Below are 18,247 nucleotides of genomic sequence, written 5' to 3' on the forward strand. Positions count from 1 at the left end.
TAGGCGAATCCGCCAGACATTCACGCTTCCGCTAGACTTGGCCAGTAATGCTACCATTATCGATGGGACGATATTGAGGAACCTCGGGTGGCCACCAATCAAGCCGGCGTCGAATCGCCTGACGACGAGTCGATCTTCCAGAGCAAGCTGCCGCTGAAAGAGAAGCTGGACCGCGCCAGGACCGAACTGCTCGACCTTTCGGCCCGGAACAGACTGCTCAACATGCCGCGGTCGTCCAAGGGATCGCGCGCGGTCGAGATCGTCGACGAGGTCAGCGCCGAGGTGTTCCGGCTGCTCGTCAGGGAGGGCCGACCGTTCACCTTCCTGGCCGGGAAGGCGGCTGCGGCGGAGACGTCGATGGATGATGCGGAGGACGCCGACGAGATCCGGGATCTCGCCCAGCCGGAGGACGACGTGGCCGACGAGCGGGGCGTCCAGTCGCGTCACGCCGACACGCGGCTCCAGACGCGGCTGACGCCGAAGGGGCTGCAGAAGCGCCTCCTCGAACTCTACTTCGATGCCCGGACGCTCGAGGAGGAGCAGGGCGTCAACATCCTGTATCTGACCCTGGGCGCGTTGAAGTGGATCGACCCCCAGAACGCCGCCAACATCCGCTACGCGCCGCTGGTGCTGGTCCCCGTCAGCCTCGAGCGGGGCAACGCCGGCGAGAAGTTCAAGCTGCGCGTGCGCCAGGACGACTACGCCTCGAACCTCTCGCTCGAGGCGTTCCTGGACCGGACGCAGGGCATACGTCTCCCGGTGTTCGAGGCGGGCGACGGCTTCAACGTCGCTGCTTACTTCGAGGAGATAGCGGACGCGGTTGCCGCGAAGCCCGGATGGGAGGTGCTGCCGGACAGCATGGTCCTCGGCTTCTTCTCGTTCGCGAAGTTCCTGATGTATCGCGATCTCGATCCGGCCAACTGGCCGGCCGGCGGCCGGATCACCGACCGTCCCCTGGTCCGCGGCCTGCTGGCCGAGGGCTTCGAGGGCTCCGGCGACATGATCCCGGAGGATGCGAACATCGATCCGTTCATCCCGCCGGCGGAGATGCTGCACATCCTGGACAGCGACAGCTCGCAGGCGCTCGCCATCCACGAGGTGCGCCGTGGCCGCGACATGGTGATCCAGGGGCCGCCGGGCACGGGCAAGAGCCAGACGATCGCGAACATCGTCGCGTCGGCCGTGGCGGATGGTAAGACCGTCCTGTTCGTCGCCGAGAAGATGGCCGCGCTCGAGGTCGTCAAGCGACGCCTCGACGCGACCGGAGTCGGCGACGCCTGCCTCGAGCTGCACAGCAGCAAGGCGAACAAGCGGGGACTGCTCGAGGAGCTGCGGCGCACGTGGGAGCTCGGCTCTCCGAAGGGGCAGGACGCGGGCACGCTCAACGCCAGGCTCCTGACGGCGCGGGATCGCCTCAACGCCCACGCCCGCCGCATGCATGAGCCACACTCGAAGTCCGGGCTCACCCCGTATCAGGTCGTCGGGCAGCTCAGCCGGCTGCGCCTCGACGGCGAGAGGCCGTCGGACGTCAGGCTGGACGACGCGGAGCGGTGGTCCGCCGACGACTTCGCCGAACGGCACGACGTCGTGTCGGAGCTCGTCGCCCGCATCGGCGTGATCGGGCGGCCCGACGACCACCTGTGGCGGGGCGTCGGTCTCGCCTCGATCGTCCCGACGGACGTCGAACGGCTGGTCGAGCGCCTGCGGACGCTCGCGGACGAGCTGTCGACGATAGACGACGATCAGGCCCGGCTGGCCGAACGGCTCGAGGCCGCGAGACCGCAGCAAATGGCCGACGCCGATCCTCTGATCGCGTTGGCCATGCGTGTCGCGACGGCGCCGGACCTCGCTCCCGCCGCGCTCGCCAGTCCCGCGTGGGACGTGGAGGCGCCTGCCGTCGCGGCCCTGCTCGAGCACGGACTGCGCTTCCGGCATCTCCGCTCCGAACTCGCGGAGGCGATGACGCCGGCGGCGTGGGACGCCGACCTCGGCGAGACGATGGAGGCGCTTGCGCTCTTGCCCCCGACGTTCGGCGCGTCCGCGTTCGAGGACCTGCGGTCGGCGGCCGAAACGCTGCCGCGGCTGCTTGCGGAGGCCGCGTCGCTCGCCAGGCTCGTGGGTCGGGACGCCCCGACGGACGCCGCGGCCATCGACCGCCTCGTCCTCGTCGCCGAACGCGTCTCGGCCGCGCCGGACGCGAGCGCGGAGGCCTTCGCGTCCGACCTCTGGGACGACGGCGTGGAGCGTGCGGGCGACGTCGCGCTCGCCGTCGCGGAACTGGAGGCCGCGCGAGGGACGGTTGGCGGCGGACTGACCGACGCCGCCTGGAATCTCGACCTCTCGCATGCGCGTGGCGTGCTCGCCTCGCATGGCACGAGCTTCACGAGGTTCTTCAGCGGCGAATGGCGCCGGGCGAACAAGCTCGTCCGGTCCGTCCTCTCCCGCCCCGACGCCGGTCCCGACGAGGTCCTGTCCCTCCTGGACGCGCTGGCGCGCGGCCAGGCGGCCAAGCGCAGCCTCGTCGCCGAGGCGACGTTCGCGGCGAGCGCCTTCGGCGCCGACTGGAGGGGCGAGCGCTCCGCGTCGGCTCCGCTGCTCGCGCTCGTCGAGTGGATGAGGTCGCTGCGCGGCCTCGGCGCCGAACCGCGCATCATCGCCGCACGACGTCCCGACCGCGCCGGCATCGGCAGCAAGGCCGCCGCGACTGCGCGATCGCTCGAGGACGCCACGGCCCTGCTCGACCGGATGTGGCACGACATCGGGGATTTCCGGCAGGGCCTCTTCGCGGACGCGCCCGATGCCCTGCACGCGAACCTTCCGTCGATCGCCGCCACGACGTCTCGGCTGCATCGGGCGGACGTCGCGTCGTCCGCCCTCTTCCGCGTCGCTCCGGACGACCTCGAGGAACGCCGCCGCCTCCTCCGTCAGCTTGACGCTGGCCAGCGGATGCTGCGCCTCGTCGAGGAGGGCGCGCCCCTTGGCCGAGCCGCCTTCGACGCGGCATGGCTCGGCGTGGAGACCGATTGGGACGCGCTGACGAACGCCGTTCGGTGGATCGAAGGGAATGCCGACATCCGCCTGCTCGCGAGTCGTCTTGTCGATCGGACCGCGCCTGCGACGTTGGCGAGGTCCGTGACGGCGGCGCGATGGGACTTTCTGGAGCGGTTCGCCGCGGAGGTGGGCTTCCTGCGCCTCGATGCGGCATATGCCCTCGGCCAGGCGGATCCCTCGCTGCTCGACATCCGTGATCTGCACGCGCGGCTGACGGCATGGATCGCCGGCGGCGAGCAGCTCTCGCAATGGGTGTTCTACCGCGACCGCGCGGAGCAGGGGAAGGCGCTCGGCTGTGGCGACGTCGTCGCGAGGCTCGCGGACGGACGGCTCGAACCTGCCCTCGGGGTCGCCGGGTTCGAGATGGCCTACTACGAGGCGGTGTATGCCGACCTCGTCGACGCCCAGCCCGAGCTGGGCCGCTTCGATGGCACGCTCCACGGCCGTCTCGCGCGCGAGTTCGCCGAGATGGACGGGCAGCGCATCGTCGCGGCGAGCCTGGAGGTGGCGCGGGCCCACCATGGTCGGGTGCCCGCCCGCGACGGAGGCGCGGCCGGTCCCCTCGGGGTTCTTCGATCGGAAATCGCGCGCAAGCGCGGCCACATGCCGATCCGCAGGCTGATGGAGAACGCCGGTCCCGCCGTGCAGGCGCTGAAGCCCGTGTTCATGATGAGCCCGCTCTCGGTCGCGCAGTTCCTCGCCCCCGGCGCCTTCGAATTCGACCTGCTGGTCATGGACGAGGCGAGCCAGATCCAGCCGGTAGACGCGCTCGGAGCGGTCGCCCGTGCGAAGCAGGTGGTCGTGGTGGGCGATCCCAAGCAGCTCCCGCCGACCGCCTTCTTCTCCAAGATGACGAGCGGAGGCTCGGACGAGGAGGAGGATGCCGGTGGGCGCGTCGCCGACATCGAGAGCATCCTCGGCCTCTTCACGGCGCGGGGACTTCCGATGCGGATGCTGCGGTGGCACTATCGCAGCAAGCACCAGTCGCTGATCGCGGTCAGCAACCGCCAGTTCTACGAGAACAAGCTCTTCATCGTGCCCAGCCCCTACACTGCGGAAGCGGGCATGGGCCTTCGCTTCCATCACATTCCGCAGGGCATCTTCGATGCCGGCGCGACCCGGACCAACATGGTCGAGGCGAGGATCGTGGCCCAGGCCATCGTCACCCACGCCAGGGAGCACGGCGACCTGTCGCTCGGGGTGGCGGCGTTCTCCGCGGCGCAGCGCCGCGCCATCCTGGATCAGCTTGAACTGCTGCGGCGCAACCTCGCACCCGAGGTCGAAGCCTTCTTCCAGGCGCACCATTCCGAGCCGTTCTTCGTCAAGAACCTGGAGAACGTCCAGGGGGACGAGCGGGACGTGATCTTCATCTCGGTCGGCTACGGCTCGACGGTCCCCGGCGGCCGGGTGCCGATGCGCTTCGGGCCCCTCGGATCGGACGGCGGCGAGCGGCGGCTCAACGTCCTCATCAGCCGGGCGAAGCAGCGCTGCGAGGTCTTCGCGTCGATGACGGACGAGGACATCGATCCCGACTTCGCGGCGACCCGCAAGGGCGTCCTCGCCTTCCGCATATTCCTGCACTTCGCACGCACCGGAAAGATGACCCTGGCGGAGAGCACGGGGCGCGATCACGACAGCGTCTTCGAGGAGCAGATCGCTAGGGCGCTCCAAGAGAAAGGGTATCAGGTCCACCGCCAGGTCGGCCTCGCCGGCTTCTTCATCGACCTCGCCGTCGCCGACGCGGACCGCCCGGGGCGGTATCTTCTAGGGATCGAATGCGACGGCGCGTCGTACCACGACGCGCGGTCCGCCCGCGACCGCGACAGGCTGCGCCAGTCGGTGCTCGAGAGCCATGGATGGTCGATCCACCGCGTCTGGAGCACCGACTGGTTCCAGCGTCCGAACGAGCAGCTGGAGCTCATCATTGCGCGCATCGAGGCGGCGAAGCTCGAGCACGACGCCTTGGCGGCCGGGCGAAAGGCGCATCGGGCGGTGCCTTACGACATCGTCGCGATCGAACGCGAGGACGTGACCGAGATCGGTCTCGCCGCCGCGGAAGAGCCGAAGCCCCCCCGCCTCTACGAGGAGGCCGTCGTCTCTCGGCCCGACCACATCGTCTGCGACATCCACGAGGCTCCGCGTGGCATCATCTCCGCGCTCGCCGAGAAGGTGGTGGACGTCGAGGGGCCGGTGCACGTCGACGAGGTGGTCGGCCGCATCCGCAGCGCCTGGGGCCTGAAGCGCGCAGGCGGCCGGATCCACGAAGCCGTCGAGATCGCCGTCGAGGTCTCGGTCAGAACCGGCCGGCTGCGACGCGACGGGGATTTCCTGTCGCTGCCGGATCGGCAGCCCAGAATCCGCGACCGGAGCGCGGTCACGTCCCTGACCCTGCGCCGCTGCGAGGCGCTCCCGCCTGCGGAGATCGAGCTCGCGGTGCTCGACGTCGTTCGGACGAACTTCGGAGCGACGGACGAGCAGATCGGCCTCGCGGTCTCCCGGGCGATCGGCTTCAAGTCGACCAGCGGGCAGCTTCGCGAACTCATCTCAGGGATCACCGCGGCGGCGATCGGCAAGAAGTGGCTGGAACGCCGGAACGGCATGCTGGTCGAGGGGCCCCAGGCGCCCGTCGCCCCGAAGCCCGTCCGACCGCCCTCCCCGCTGCTGGATCTGATAGCTCAGGGCGAGCACGAGGCGCTCGAGTTCAAGGAGACGCTCCGATGGGACGTCGCCCTGCAGGCGCCGAACAGGAAGCTCGAGGACGTCGTCGTCAAGACGCTCGCCGGGTTCGCGAACCGGGTGGGTGGAACGCTTCTCGTCGGCGTGGCCGACGACGGGACGATCCAGGGCTTGGAGCGCGACTTCGCCGCCCTCGGCGGCACGCAGGACAAGATGCAGCTGCACCTGACCAACCTAGTGACGAACCACTTCGGACAGGCGTATCGCGCCTCCCGGGTTCGGATCGGCTTTCCCGAGGAGGACGGCAAGGTCGTGTGCCGCATCGACGTCGAGCCTTCGCCTTCGGCGGTCTTCGTGAAGTTGGTCGACGCGCGCGGTCAGTCCTGCGAGCGTTTCTACGTCCGCTCCGGCAACTCGACGCAGGACCTCAGCCCAAGCGAGACGGCGGCCTACATCAGGGGCCACTTCAATGCCTGAGGACATCGTCCGCACCCCACCGGAGCTCTTGGCCGAAGACCTCGGCCGCCCGATCGACGTTCACGGCACCTTTTGAGGCATGGTCCGGCGGCATGCGGCGGCCGGCCCGTCACCTGCCTGGGATATTCACCGCGGCTCGCCTCGACTCGGCCGATCATGTCACCTCGGCATTGGCCTTCGGGAGGTGTTCGACGTCCAACGTCGATGTCCATCACGGCGCCCGAAAAGAACCGCTCGATCCCGATCGCGGATTGATCGCGTTAACACTCTGGGCGTAGAGCAGACGGGTTCGCCAGCAGGCGGACCGAGGCGTGACAACCTCGTCGGTAAGTAGCCGTAAGCCCGGCCCGAACCAGTTTCGGCCGGGAAGCGGGCGTGCATGTCCAGGGTCTTCGGGCCTAAAGACGCTCGCGCCTGTCTTACCGCAGGTTGTCACCTCCCGGCTCACGGGCCGGCATCGCCTCGTTTTCAATGTGAGGCGGTGCCGCCGGCTGGGAGAGCCGACCGGCAGCGCCCGCGGATGGGGATCCGGCGTGGGCTTGTTCGACGACTCCCGCAGCAGGCGGCTGACGATCATCGGCGTCTCGACGGCGACGTCCGAAACCTGGCCGCTCGCCGCATGCGGCACCTCTGGCGTTGGCTCGCCCTGCGACGACGAGCAGCTTGGCGACCGTCAGATCGTAAACAACCGGCATCGCGGACGACTCCTGGGCGGAGCGCTTTCCGAAGTCCGCGGGAGCCCGCGCGCTCGCCAGCCACGGGCCGCGAAGGGCGATCGGCGGCATAGACGTCCCGGGCACATAATCGCCTCTGCGGCGGGCGTCTGCGTGACCGGCGCTGCTCGTTCCCTACCTCCACCACCTGACGATCGACACCCTGCCCTGCACCCCGACCATGAGCGATCTCGAGCCAGAGGATCGCGGTCCGAACCCGCGGGCTGGATGGTCGGCGGCACGGTCTCAGCAATCTCTCCGGCCTCTCGGCGCCGCACGTCCGTTCGGTGTCGGGACGATCGACTGAGCGGCCGAGGCGGCGGACCCCAGCGCGTCGGCGGCGCCGTGAGCGGCCCCTTCCGGGCACGCTCCCCGCCCCTGGCTCTCGCCACCCACTGATAGAACCGGACGTCCACCAAACGGACATGCGGCGCCGGGATGCCTTCCGGCGGTCGAAGACGCACGTCCATCGAACACGAGGAAAGAACATGATGACCAGGATTACGGCCATGAGCGCTCTGGCGCTGCTCGCCGCCTGCGGATCGGCGTCGGTCGCCGAACGCGACGCCGCCGCGCAGACGGGGGCGGCCGCCAAGCCGTTGACGATAGCGGGTCTGCGGATCGGCATGTCCGCGCCCGAGGGGCAGGCGACGCTCGTCCGCGACGGATGGAACGTCCGGACGTCGGCCGGCGAGGACTGGGCGGCGACGGTAGACCGCGAGACGAAGCGACAGCGGAACGTCTTCCCCATCGAGGAGCCCAAGAACGGTATCGAGGCGCTGAACGCGCGGAAGGGCGACGAGGCGCTGATCGTGGAATTCCAGCCGACGCCCGGCGGCGACGTCGTCAAGTCGGTGAAGTATGCCGCTCCGGCCGCCGGCAGGACTCCGGTGCAGATCGCGGCGGAGATGACGAAGCGCTACGGGGGTCCTGGCTCGTCGAGGGTCGGCTCGCCTACCTACGAGGGAAATTGGTGCAGCGGCGGCGACCCCTGTCGTACGGTATTGGGCAATCGGCACGCGAACCTTCAGGCAAAGCTTGACGACTACGGCAAGCTCAACCTCACGCTCTTGCAGGGCATCGAGGCCGATGAGGCATGGCAGGCCTCGATCAAGCGTGCCGCCGGTAGCCGCGGCCCGGCGAAATCCTCTTTCTAGGGCAGTAGGGCGCCTACCAGAATCGAGAGTCGACGGGCGGCGGCGGATGTTTGAGCGCTATCGATCGTTTCGCGGCCGCCCGCCGGCGTTGCTTCTCGGCGTTAGTCGACGTCCCGCTTCCATCGGGTGGAGTCGGAAGGTGGACCGCGTCGACGGCATCGACGGCGCCCGCTCGGACCTGTTCCCGATCCCCCGTCAGGGGACCGGCGGACGTTCGATCGCGGCGTGCGGGCGGCTTAGCCTCGCGGCGCCCCCCTGCCTGCCACGTCTCCACCGCGTCACCGGATACCTCGCCCCCGTCGAGGCGGAGCCAAAGCGGCAGGCCCGCGTCTTGCAAGCTGCGCCGTCTAAGGCTGGTCCTCCAGCAGTCACCGTGATCGGGAACGGCCGTCCGCGCGGATCCGTCCACATGGACGGCCGACGGGATCGTCCGTCCAATAGAAGGACGGCGCCGCCAGCTCGGGGTGCTGAGACATCCTGTCGCTTGCCGCGAACGCCTCCTCGAGAGATCTCTTTAGAACCGCATCGCGATGGTGCCCTGCACCGTGCGGCGATTGCCGTACCAGCACCAGCCATAGTCCAGATAGCAGGTCGTGACGTACTTCTTGTCGAAGAGATTGGCTGCGTTCAGGCTAAGCGTCGTCCCTTCGAGCCGCGGCAGCAACTTACCAAGATCGTAGCGCATCTGGGCGTCGAACAGCGTGAAGCCCGGCGTCCTCTGACGCGTCGCAACCGGATTGAAGGCGGCATCGTAGATCGTGCCGGCATAGATGCTGTCCACGTGTCGAACGGCACCGCCAATTGCGAAGCCCGCGAGACCACCGTCGTTCGGGGCCCATTCGAGGTTGGCGGACGTCCCACCACGCCCGACGCCGAGGATGCCGTCGCCGACGTTGGCGGGGTTGGCGTCGGCGATGTTGCGCACCCTCTGGCGACTGAAGGCCAGCCTCGCGTTGAAGCCGTACGGCAGCGGCGCGGTTGCTTCGGCTTCGACGCCCTGCGACCGGTATTTGCCGCCCTGTGTCGAGATCTGAGTGACCGGATTGGTGACGATGATGTTGCTCTGGTCGATCCTGAACCAGGCAGCCGTCACGAGGATGGCAGTGCCCGGCACCGTGTATTTCGCACCCGCCTCGATCTGCTTGCCCTCCGTAGGCTTGGCCACCTGCAGCGGTCCCGTCTGGGAGGCGCGGAAGGTGCCATTGGGTTCGAAGGAGGTGGAGTAGCTGACATAGGGCGCCAGGCCGAACGAGGTCGCATACAGGGCGCCGACACGGTAGGTGAACTTCGCGTTTTCGACGGACGCCGTCTGCGGTGCGGAACGCACGCCGGCCCAATCCTGACGACCGCTCAGCAGCAGGCGCAGCCCTCCGATCGAAACCTGATCCTGAGCATAGACGCCTGCCTGATCGGACCGCGGCCTCGCAGTGTTGACACCGAAGTTGTTGGGCACGTCCTCGGGCCGCCGCGGCACGACCATCGTCCCGTATACGGGAGCATAGCCGTTCAGCACCGTGCCGGATCCGAACGCGTTTACCGTGCTGGCTCTGCCCGTCTGATAATCAAGGCCGAACAGAAGATCGTGCTTGAGCGCTCCGGTTTGCACGCGTCCGCGCAGCTGGTTGTCGAACACCCAGGAGTCGGCACGCTCGCGCGTCGAGTAGGAGGAGCGGCTGAACAGCGCCGTGTTGCCGGTGGGATCGGCCAAAGCGCCGTTGGCGTAGACTATGCCGAGGCTGGACGTTGCATGCTGATAGCGCCCCGAGGCGCGGATGCTCCAGTCGGGGTTGATGGTGTGGGTGAGGATGTATGTCGCCGACGCCTGCTCGCGCTTGAAGAAGTTGTCGGGTTCACCGAAGTCGCGGCTGGTCGGCAATCTGCCGTTCGGGTTTGGCAGGAACGTGCCCGATGCGGGGAATACGCTGTAGCTGCCGTTCTGAGGATCATGCGAATAGGCGGCCAGCAGCGTCAGCTGCGTGGCGTGATCCGCGTTGATTGTGACCGCGCCGTTGATAGTCTGGCGCTCGCGTCGGCTGAAGTCCTGCTGAGTGCGCGCGCCGTTCGCGCTGCCGTAGAGGCGCCAGAGCACCGACGACCCGGCTCTGCCTCCGACGTCGACGTCGGCACGATACAGGTCGTATGTGCCGTATGTCCCCGAGACCGCGCCGTACAAGTCCTGGTCGAGCGGCAGCTTGCTGGACAGAGCCACCAGCCCGCCTGGCCCGGACTGGCCGTAGAGGACAGACGCCGGCCCCTTGACCACCTCGATGCGATCGAGCCGCGAGACGTCGATCTGCGGCGTCAGGTATCCCGCACCACCGATGAGCTTGAGGCCGTCGAGGAATTGCGGGGCGTCGAAGCCACGCAGCTTGAACTGGTCGTAGACCTCGGCGCTTGAGCCACGCTGCTCCGTCGTCACGCCCGCGACGAACCGCAGCGCCTGGTTGAGGTTGGCGAGGCCGAGCTTGGCGATCTCCTCGGAGCTTATGACGCTGATCGACTGCGGAGTCTCGGCGATCGGCAGGTCGCTCTTCGTCCCCGAGGAGGCCACGCCGACAGGCTTGGCGCCGGTCACCACGATGTCGGTCGCCGACGAACCCGCGGTCTGCGGCTCATCAGGATCCGAAGCTGCCCAGGACGCCGCAGACGGCAGCAGCAGCGCGCCGGCGATGCCGCTCAACAATACGGTTCGAAAACGACGTTGCATGTAGGTCGACCCCCAATTCGACGGCCTCCTTATTGATCATGCGACCCATTCGCAACAATTGATTGGTCGAGCGATATGGCGGAACCCGTCGCTAGGAGCCCCTTGTCTGCTGAGGGGCTGGCCCGTGGCCTGCCTCGACATCGTCCAAGAGGATCCGATCACCGGATCGGGACAGTCGCTCGAGGCCCGCCCGGTTGCTGGAATAGCGGGATCGACTGGCGGCCGCTTCGCAAGGGACCGTCGGACCTGCAGACTAACTTCAGGACGACCGCCGCCTGAGGGCAGGTCGTTCCAACCGAGTCATGCAGTGCGCCCGATGGCGGCGGTTTCGCATGTGTTGGCACCCCTTTTCGCGACCGACATGCTGCTCCTCGTCAACGTCCTGCGTGCCGTGCTGCTGCTCGTGCTCGCCTTCCACTACGACCGGCGCGTCCAGCGCCAGATGCCTGCTGTGCGCGGGCATCGGACGAAGGACAGCCACCGTTCAACTATTTCCGATGACGTTGCGACCGATCTGCCCATGAACTAGATCGACGTAGGTCAGGAACCTTTGCGATGGTCGCGTCGACTACTTATGAGACGCGCCATCGATTTCCAGCTTCGAGCTTCCGCCGCGTAAGCGATATATGGCCGTTATCTTGCTACCGGCGACGTCATATGCGACGGCGTCGTATGACCAGCAGCAGTCCTTCGGTATTTCACCACCCCAACTGCCGGCCGAGTTGAAGTATTCGATGAATAGCAACCGTCCAGTGGACGTGAAACCGCTTTCTATTTTGAAGCTAACGCCATTGGCGCTCAGCTTCTTTCCGTATGCGCTGAGCCAGGAGGCTTTGTCGCTCGCGATCTGCCGGCCGTCTTCTGAAACCTTCACGTCATCGCTGAGCAGATCCGCATAGGCCTTGACGTCCTTCCTTTCTATGGCTTCCACCAGCTTCCGACCTAGGGTGTCCTGCCCTGGCAGCGGGGGAGGCGGCGGAACCTGGCACAGGGCGGATGAAGCGGCGATCAGGCAATACGTCGCGGCTGCGGCTTTGAAAAACATGACGTCATATCTCCGATGCCATCTTCCTGCGCGACGAACGCTTGTGATGGCGATTATCTTCCAATGGAGAATAAGGCTCTTCGTCGCCAACGCTAGCTATCGATCTCCCCTTCCTCCGCGTAGGCCCTCTCGGCGCGATCGAGCCAAGCGTTGATCTTCTTCACGGTGCCGTTCCTCGGATCTCTTCCATCCCGTAGATCGAAAACGAGATTGGGGTCGTGCGCCGCGAGTCTGCCGAAGCGGGTCGGCGCCATGCGCGTGCGTCTTAGGAATTTGTCGATGCGACCGATGAGCATTGCGTCCTCCGAATCTCTGTTCCCTTTATGTTCCTTCTTTGAATCCTACTTGTCCATAGGGATGTTCCTACGGTAGAACGGTGCATGAGCATCACGACGCGCCAGGCATTGGAGCAGCTCGCCCTGACCCGCAGGGTCAGCCTAGCATCCCTTTCGAAGATGCTGGGACGGAACACGGCATATGTTCAGCAGTACATCACGCGCGGAACGCCAGCCGTCTTGGCCGAAGACGATCGGCGACGGTTGGCGGACTTCTTCGGGGTCGATGCATCCGTATTAGGATCATCCTCGAACGCGCATTCGACCTCTGAAGTAGTGCCCGTTCAGCGCATTCAGGTCGAGGCCTCCGCAGGATATGGCAGCGTGGCCGATGCAGACATCTCAGGCGCCAGCTACAGCTTTGACCGCAAATGGATCCAAAGCGTGTGCAGTTCGAATATCGATTTTCTGTCCATAATCAGGGTGCGCGGCGACTCCATGACTCCGACGCTTGTGGACGGAGACGACATTCTTGTCGATAGGTCGCCTGCCGCTTGCAAAGTCAGGGATGGCATCTTCGTCTTTCGATGGGACGATACCTTGATGGTCAAGCGCCTCGCGCCCGCACCGACCTCCAGAACGTGCACGATAAGCAGCGACAATCCGGCCTATCCCACGTGGCCCAACTGCGCAGTGGATGACATCGACCTTGTGGGTCGCGTCGTCTGGGTCGGCCGCCGCCTTCGATAACCTGGACCGCGACACTCATTTTGTAGGACACGTGTAGGATATTCCCTGCGACATAGGATGCAGTCGGCAAGCGGGAACAGCCTTCCGCCTCGCCGGCTGGTCAACACCTAGAACGTCAGGAATTTATCATGGTACCTATCGTCGTAATTGGTAAGCCGGAAGAAACCGTCAGCGGCGGCTTCACCATCAACGCTCCCGTGTCACCCTCGTCCGGTCCGCCGGGCGGAACGAACGTCGCCCCGCTTATGCAGCAGAACCAGGCTGCAGCAGCGAAAAGCGTCACGGTCGAAAGTGACGCGCAGGACGAAGACATCGTTGTCATCGCACGCAAGATCAAGGACACCGTCAATCGCGTAATGGTGCAGATGACCGCCCGAATGGGTCGAAGCCTTCCCCTCCCTTGCATCCCTGCTCAGGATGGTGCCGTTATTCGGGCCATGGTTGGCAGTCTCGTTTTCAATGTCACGACGAAGAACTACGGAGAAGGACGTGCGGGTGAAAACCTCAGCGGCGCTGGCACCAGCAATATTCCCGTCAATATCAACAATTCATACCTTAAGGATTACGCCAAGCTTGATGGCGGCATCATGTATCTCGTTCTTCATGAAGTCGGACATTCGTTCAAGGCTTCGCGAGATTTCGGGAAGGCGCAGTGGGAGTCGTGGTATAATAGCACTGGCAAGGCCAGTGGTCTCACTGGAGAAGCTCTGTCGGCCGCCTATGCGAATTCCGCGCAGTTCGCGTTGAACGAAGCGCGGGCCAACACGATCGCGAAGGCGATCGCGGATATGATGGCGAACGAAGACAAGATCAATTTCACGCCGACGCATGGGTATGCAACGTGCTGATCAGCGAAGCGCTGCCTCAGAGCTTGTAATGAAATCGAACGGATCGGCTTCTTGAGCCGATCCGTTCAAACTCGATGATCGCCGCGACTAAACGGCCGCAGCAGCATCGTGAACCCTCTGGATGGGGATCTATAATGAGAGAGCATAGGGACCTTATCGCCTTCTGCGTGCTGGTTTGCGCAATCTGCTACCTGGCCACGGTTGCGGCGGCACTCGCGTGGGAAGGGAAATATATCGAGGCGCTCGGCTTCGGGGGAATAACGACGGGCCTCGTTGGAGTGCTTGGGGCTCTCAGGCCCAAGGGATACGCCACGGACATCGAGACTTCGAACACGTCGAAGGAATGACTGATCGACGCTGTCGCCATTCTCACCTCCAAACGATCCTACGGACATCGCGGCGGCATGTTCATGTCACGGTGGTAGCCAAGTGTTCAGTGGCAGTGATATCCGTGGGGTCGATTTCCCGTTTGCCGCTCACCACCGCCGCATGCCCCCGGTCGACTCGATTGACGGCGACAGACAGGGTGAGAGCGACATCAGGATGGGTCGTCGAAGGTGCGGCCTCTCCCACCGTCGCCCGCTTCAGTGGGACCGGATGGTTTTCAGACCTTCGGGAAAAGGATCACCGATCGACGATCGAAGTACCATAAGGAGGTTTCTGGTATCGTCGCGCCGCTGCTTATGCTGCTGGGGTCTAACACGTACGTCGATAGCGGCTGCTCTGGATCTGAGTCGATGATCCTCAGGCCGCGTGGATCATGCTGCAGAACGAGCCATTGCTCAGTCGGGTATTGCGACCATACGATTGCGCAGGCGATGTCTTCTTGGCCAAGGTGCGCAATGAGCTTCTCCCAGAATCTCGCGTGATATCGAAACTTCCTGTTCGCGAATGGCTCGAAGACATCAGGAAATCCAGGAAGCTCCCCTGCTACTTTGAAAACCATCTTCCTGAGGTCATTCTTGCCGATGCGGTTCCACGCGGTCGAGGGCCAGCTTCGCTTTGGCAATGCCGAGCAGCACGAGATGAAGACCCTTCTGGCTTCATGCTCGCTTTCCAGTCCGTCCGACCACCCGGCCTGCGCGAGCCCGTTGATGACGGCGTATATGCCGCAGAAACCATCGAAGCTGCCCCGGAGGCGAACCTTGCGGCCGTTGGCCCGCAGTGCTCGAACGCTCGAGCGAGGCGGTTCCGCGGGACGAGGTTCGTCGGGAGGAACGTCTTCATGCATGCGTCCAGTTCCATCAGTTCGCGAGCATAGAACACATGCTGCGGGTCACTTCTTCTCGTTTCTACAGCACTTCAGGCCATATTCGCATATCTCCCGGTGCCCGCAGACCTCTGATCGATCCTTGCTCGACGTCAATACTGGGCCGAACGAAGCTTCAGAGTTTTGTGAGGTCCGCCTCATGGATCACCGTGGCCTCTGGAGCGGCAATGCCGCATGCTCTGACCGTTGGTGTCGAGCCGCGTTCGCGCCGACACGTCGTTGGCGCGACGATTCGCGGTCTTTCCACCGTTCGCTATTTGGCTGCGCGCAAGGCAGACCTCTCCACCGTCATGACGACGCAGCCGCCGAAGTCGCAGTCGATCAGTGCAGTTGAGAGCGTTTTGAAGTAGGGGGCGGGGAAGCGGCCAGCCGAAATCCCACGCTGATCATCGGGGCGCCGCATATCGAATGGAGCACAGCTCGAAAGTCACCAGGCTTCTCTCTGCCGCTGCCACGTTCGACGGAGTACCCACCCAGCCCGGTGACGAGCGGGACGTCCGGTCCTGCGTCCACGCACCTTTCCGACTCCCGTCCAGATAGGCGATCCATGTCGGACAAGAGCTCGCCGGCGTTGCCCTCAAGGTCGAAGATGCCGTCCGAGGTAGGAGGTCCGCTGGCGACAACCTGCACCGTGGCCTCGCGAACGCTTTCGCGTGGGTCAGATCGCACCAGAGCCGCAGCTCCTGTCCTCTCCCAGGACGACCATAGACGCGGCTGCGCTGTCCTCGCGGCGATCTGCCACTCTATGAGCGTCGGCAATCGGTAGGCCGCGTTGGCGGCGTGGTTCAGCCAGGTGATGTAGCATGCCACGTGCTTCGCGCTGACGCCCGTGACCGGGAAGCCATCTCGAATGCGCGGATCGCGAGCGCTCTGCACCTCGTGGTCTGCGTCCGAGGATGTCTGCGGCATCGGACAGCCCGCTTGGTCGACCGATTGCAGATACTGCTTCCATGTCACTTCTCGGGTTGAGAGAGCAAAATCGGTAAAAGGAGGGGCATCGTGGCGAAACGGCACCATCTGCGGGAGGTCTGGACCATGATCCTGCGGTTGCATGATCTTCGCCTCCACGCAGGACGAGATGATGCTCCCCAGTATCAGAGCGGGCGCGGCGTAGACGCAATGCTTCCTCATCGTCGCAGATTAACTCCGATAGGCGGTTCAAACGCCAGACGACCCCATCTTCGCTCCGCATCAGCCGGAACGGGGTGGTCATGCGCCACTACTCCGTATCAGCGCTTGGTTGGTAGATGGTGATGCTGAGCACGTCGGTCCTCTCGCCGGCGGGATTGCGACCGGCACCGACGACTGCGATCACGAGGCGGTCGGCGAACTCGCCGACCCGGTATTCCCACCTCATCGGGGGCAGGTCGTATGGGGCGCTGCCGTCATATGCGGCCGACACGTTGCCGAGGGGGAAGCCGAGGCGGGCGGCATCGGAGCGCAGATCGTCCATCCGATACCAGAGGCGGTCCTCGAAGGCGGCGTCGCCGGCGCGAACCTTTCCATCCTCAAGGATGCCTGGTTCGCCTCCGATGATGACCTTCGTGATCATGCGCTGATCGCGGCATGCCGCCGACAGCAGGCCGGGCGGCACTCCGTCCCAGTTCGCCCTGCAGTCGTAGGGCTCGATGCGGATGCCGGTCGTCGGCTCGTGGCTTCCGGAGCTCGTCCTCGTTGAGGGCCCCGGGTCCAGCGACGAGCGCGTGACCGCCTTGGCCGCATGGACCAGCTCCAGGGCGACGCCGATCACCTGACCGGGGCTTGCCGACAGCCAGTCGTCACGGTTCGGCCTCGAACTTCGGCCGCTTGGTTCACCACCGCGCTTTTCGGCACTGGCCGCGACCTGCGATGACGACGCCGCTGACCGCTTCGAAGCAATTTGCGATTCTGAGCGACCAGCCCGACCCGAGACGATGACGGCGGGTGACTTCGTGTCCTTCCGAACTGCCTCGTCGTCCGTCGAAGCCGGCGACGTCACATGGGAGACGTCCGGCACGAACGACGGGCGTCCCGCGCACGCGGAGGGGAGGAACGCCGCGAGCGCCAAGGCGACGAACCTGCATTCCGAAATGCTGCTCTTCACGTCTCGACCTTCCCTCCATGCGCCTGTCTGACCACGCTGACGGCCTGCTCTCCGGCCTCGACGTGCAGCGGCGTCGTCTTCAGCCTTCGCCGACCGCGAGGGGCGCGCCGTTCTGAGGCCACGTGATGCGTATGCGCCTCGTCTGCCGTTTCATGGGACCACCATTGGGTCCAGGCGCATATCGCGCCCTTTCGATGGCGATCGAACAGGCCTTCGCGTCGAGTTCGGGCGTGCCGCTCGCCTCGATCACCTGACACCGTTCCACCCTGCCCGTCTCGTCGACCTGCACCTGCAGTCCGGTGTGTGACGAGCGTTCGTTCGGCCGTTTCGCCCCACGCTCGACGTTGTCGGCGAGAGCCTGACAGACGAGCGGATCGACTTCGACAAGCCTGCCGCGTCCGTCCTTGAGCTTGCAGGGAAGCTGTGCCGCCCGTGCCGGTGCCCTGACGGACGACGGCACCGCCCCGATCAGAGTGCTCGCGGGCGTGGTGCGCGGCGACCAGGTGCTCTGTAGCGCGAAGAAGCGGGTGCCGTTCCACATCGCCAGAGCGGGCACGCCTCCGACGTCCGGGATGAACGTGAGCGCGTCGCGATCGCGACCGGCGAACTGTCTCGAACACGCCGGCACGGCCCCCGCGTACGAGCCGCAGAGCCGGGCGATCTCGGGCGGAGGTATCAGCCCGAGCGTCGCGGCTTCGTCTACGCGCGCGTAGACCACGAATCGTCGGCCGTCATGGAGCACGGCGACGACATCCCGCCTGCCGTCCGGCTGCCGGACGATCGCCGCCGTGTCCGAGAGGCCGTCGCCGTCGAAGTCGCCGGAAACCGGCGGAGCCTCCGTCGTGGCCGAGATGACGGCCAGCAGTCCAAACGCTATCATGAGCCCCTCCAGGCTGCCATGAGTAGCGCCCGGTCGTTAAGGGCGGCTTACCTGGCAGGCGGCAGAGGCCACGGAAGCGATTCGGCCGCTCTCGGACTTCGCGGCGCCCGCCGCCGCGCAAGAACGGGGTTAAAGGTTCCTGAGTTTGGCTGCATGCCCCGCGCCAGGGAGGACCGGGCCTCTGAGGGGGTGACATCGAACGCGCACGTCCGTGGCGTCATACATCGCTTGAGCATATCTCGCGCCGACGCCATACGCTGCAAGGCTCCGTAATCCTGCTGCGAAAAGCTCGGCGCCGTCGCTAAAAGTGTTTCC

The 18,247-nt window shown here is 65.6% G+C and carries 13 protein-coding genes; 6 read left to right on the forward strand and 7 right to left on the reverse strand.

The genetic code is table 11. From position 1 onward, the window contains the following. Positions 1-87: 87 nt before the first annotated feature. A complete protein-coding gene (locus BW41_RS16460) occupies positions 88-6,204 on the forward strand; it encodes a DUF3320 domain-containing protein (RefSeq protein ID WP_152542371.1) in 6,117 nt (2,038 codons plus the stop codon). 1,201 nt (positions 6,205-7,405) lie between these two features. Further along, the gene (locus BW41_RS16465; RefSeq protein WP_152542373.1) at positions 7,406-8,074 is read left to right on the forward strand and encodes a hypothetical protein; all 669 of its coding nucleotides are present in this window, start codon (positions 7,406-7,408) and stop codon (positions 8,072-8,074) included. 514 nt (positions 8,075-8,588) lie between these two features. On the opposite strand, the gene BW41_RS16470 is transcribed toward BW41_RS16465, so the two are convergent. Beyond that, complete coding sequence (locus BW41_RS16470; protein WP_037535669.1) at positions 8,589-10,781, reverse strand: TonB-dependent siderophore receptor; 2,193 nt, start codon at positions 10,779-10,781, stop codon at positions 8,589-8,591. A gap of 316 nt (positions 10,782-11,097) precedes the next feature. Here BW41_RS16470 and BW41_RS16475 point away from each other — a divergent pair, with 316 nt between their 5' ends. Further along, on the forward strand, positions 11,098-11,310 hold the full coding sequence (locus BW41_RS16475) for a hypothetical protein (protein ID WP_037535671.1): 213 nt from the start codon (positions 11,098-11,100) through the stop codon (positions 11,308-11,310). A 39-nt stretch (positions 11,311-11,349) separates the two neighbouring features. On the opposite strand, the gene BW41_RS16480 is transcribed toward BW41_RS16475, so the two are convergent. Both BW41_RS16480 and BW41_RS16485 read right to left on the reverse strand, forming a co-directional pair. Next, positions 11,350-11,826 (reverse strand): nuclear transport factor 2 family protein, encoded by a 477-nt coding sequence (locus tag BW41_RS16480; RefSeq protein WP_037535673.1) that lies wholly within the window; start codon positions 11,824-11,826, stop codon positions 11,350-11,352. A 92-nt stretch (positions 11,827-11,918) separates the two neighbouring features. Next, positions 11,919-12,122: a hypothetical protein gene (locus tag BW41_RS16485; RefSeq protein ID WP_037535674.1), complete on the reverse strand. Its 204-nt coding sequence runs from the start codon at positions 12,120-12,122 to the stop codon at positions 11,919-11,921. Between the two features lie 84 nt (positions 12,123-12,206). On the opposite strand from BW41_RS16485, the gene BW41_RS16490 reads away from it, so the two are divergent. Continuing rightward, positions 12,207-12,851, forward strand: coding sequence for a S24 family peptidase (locus BW41_RS16490; protein ID WP_037535676.1), 645 nt, complete (start codon positions 12,207-12,209; stop codon positions 12,849-12,851). Positions 12,852-12,979: 128 nt separating this feature from the next. Continuing rightward, positions 12,980-13,699 carry a hypothetical protein gene (locus BW41_RS21100; protein ID WP_152542374.1) on the forward strand — a complete coding sequence of 240 codons (720 nt, stop codon included), beginning with the start codon at positions 12,980-12,982 and terminating at the stop codon, positions 13,697-13,699. 604 nt (positions 13,700-14,303) lie between these two features. On the opposite strand, the gene BW41_RS21105 is transcribed toward BW41_RS21100, so the two are convergent. Further along, positions 14,304-14,930 (reverse strand): hypothetical protein, encoded by a 627-nt coding sequence (locus BW41_RS21105; RefSeq protein WP_152542376.1) that lies wholly within the window; start codon positions 14,928-14,930, stop codon positions 14,304-14,306. Between the two features lie 35 nt (positions 14,931-14,965). Here BW41_RS21105 and BW41_RS21655 point away from each other — a divergent pair, with 35 nt between their 5' ends. After that, positions 14,966-15,319: a hypothetical protein gene (locus BW41_RS21655; protein WP_200870454.1), complete on the forward strand. Its 354-nt coding sequence runs from the start codon at positions 14,966-14,968 to the stop codon at positions 15,317-15,319. Here the strand turns inward: BW41_RS21655 and BW41_RS22100 are convergent. The 3 genes from BW41_RS22100 to BW41_RS16520 all read right to left on the reverse strand — a co-directional run bounded on the left by BW41_RS22100 (position 15,291) and on the right by BW41_RS16520 (position 17,932). Continuing rightward, a complete protein-coding gene (locus BW41_RS22100) occupies positions 15,291-16,100 on the reverse strand; it encodes an SUMF1/EgtB/PvdO family nonheme iron enzyme (protein ID WP_037535681.1) in 810 nt (269 codons plus the stop codon). The genes BW41_RS21655 and BW41_RS22100 overlap by 29 nt on opposite strands. 88 nt (positions 16,101-16,188) lie before the next feature. Continuing rightward, positions 16,189-17,052 carry a hypothetical protein gene (locus tag BW41_RS21110; RefSeq protein ID WP_152542377.1) on the reverse strand — a complete coding sequence of 288 codons (864 nt, stop codon included), beginning with the start codon at positions 17,050-17,052 and terminating at the stop codon, positions 16,189-16,191. Positions 17,053-17,131: 79 nt separating this feature from the next. After that, complete coding sequence (locus BW41_RS16520; RefSeq protein WP_037535687.1) at positions 17,132-17,932, reverse strand: TonB family protein; 801 nt, start codon at positions 17,930-17,932, stop codon at positions 17,132-17,134. Between the last annotated feature and the right edge of the window lie 315 nt (positions 17,933-18,247).

It is taken from the genome of Sphingomonas sp. RIT328 (genome assembly GCF_000632225.1).
Classification (GTDB): Bacteria; Pseudomonadota; Alphaproteobacteria; order Sphingomonadales; family Sphingomonadaceae; genus Sphingomonas; species Sphingomonas kyungheensis.

What these genes read in the sequence shown, in the direction of transcription:
- BW41_RS16465 (WP_152542373.1), top strand. Translation starts at nt 7,406, where the DNA reads ATGATGACCAGGATTACGGCCATGAGCGCTCTGGCGCTGCTCGCCGCC.
- BW41_RS16470 (WP_037535669.1), bottom strand. Translation starts at nt 10,781, where the DNA reads ATGCAACGTCGTTTTCGAACCGTATTGTTGAGCGGCATCGCCGGCGCG.
- BW41_RS16475 (WP_037535671.1), top strand. Translation starts at nt 11,098, where the DNA reads ATGGCGGCGGTTTCGCATGTGTTGGCACCCCTTTTCGCGACCGACATG.
- BW41_RS16480 (WP_037535673.1), bottom strand. Translation starts at nt 11,826, where the DNA reads ATGTTTTTCAAAGCCGCAGCCGCGACGTATTGCCTGATCGCCGCTTCA.
- BW41_RS16485 (WP_037535674.1), bottom strand. Translation starts at nt 12,122, where the DNA reads ATGCTCATCGGTCGCATCGACAAATTCCTAAGACGCACGCGCATGGCG.
- BW41_RS16490 (WP_037535676.1), top strand. Translation starts at nt 12,207, where the DNA reads ATGAGCATCACGACGCGCCAGGCATTGGAGCAGCTCGCCCTGACCCGC.
- BW41_RS21100 (WP_152542374.1), top strand. Translation starts at nt 12,980, where the DNA reads ATGGTACCTATCGTCGTAATTGGTAAGCCGGAAGAAACCGTCAGCGGC.
- BW41_RS21105 (WP_152542376.1), bottom strand. Translation starts at nt 14,930, where the DNA reads ATGCATGAAGACGTTCCTCCCGACGAACCTCGTCCCGCGGAACCGCCT.
- BW41_RS21655 (WP_200870454.1), top strand. Translation starts at nt 14,966, where the DNA reads ATGCTGCGGGTCACTTCTTCTCGTTTCTACAGCACTTCAGGCCATATT.
- BW41_RS22100 (WP_037535681.1), bottom strand. Translation starts at nt 16,100, where the DNA reads ATGAGGAAGCATTGCGTCTACGCCGCGCCCGCTCTGATACTGGGGAGC.
- BW41_RS16520 (WP_037535687.1), bottom strand. Translation starts at nt 17,932, where the DNA reads ATGATAGCGTTTGGACTGCTGGCCGTCATCTCGGCCACGACGGAGGCT.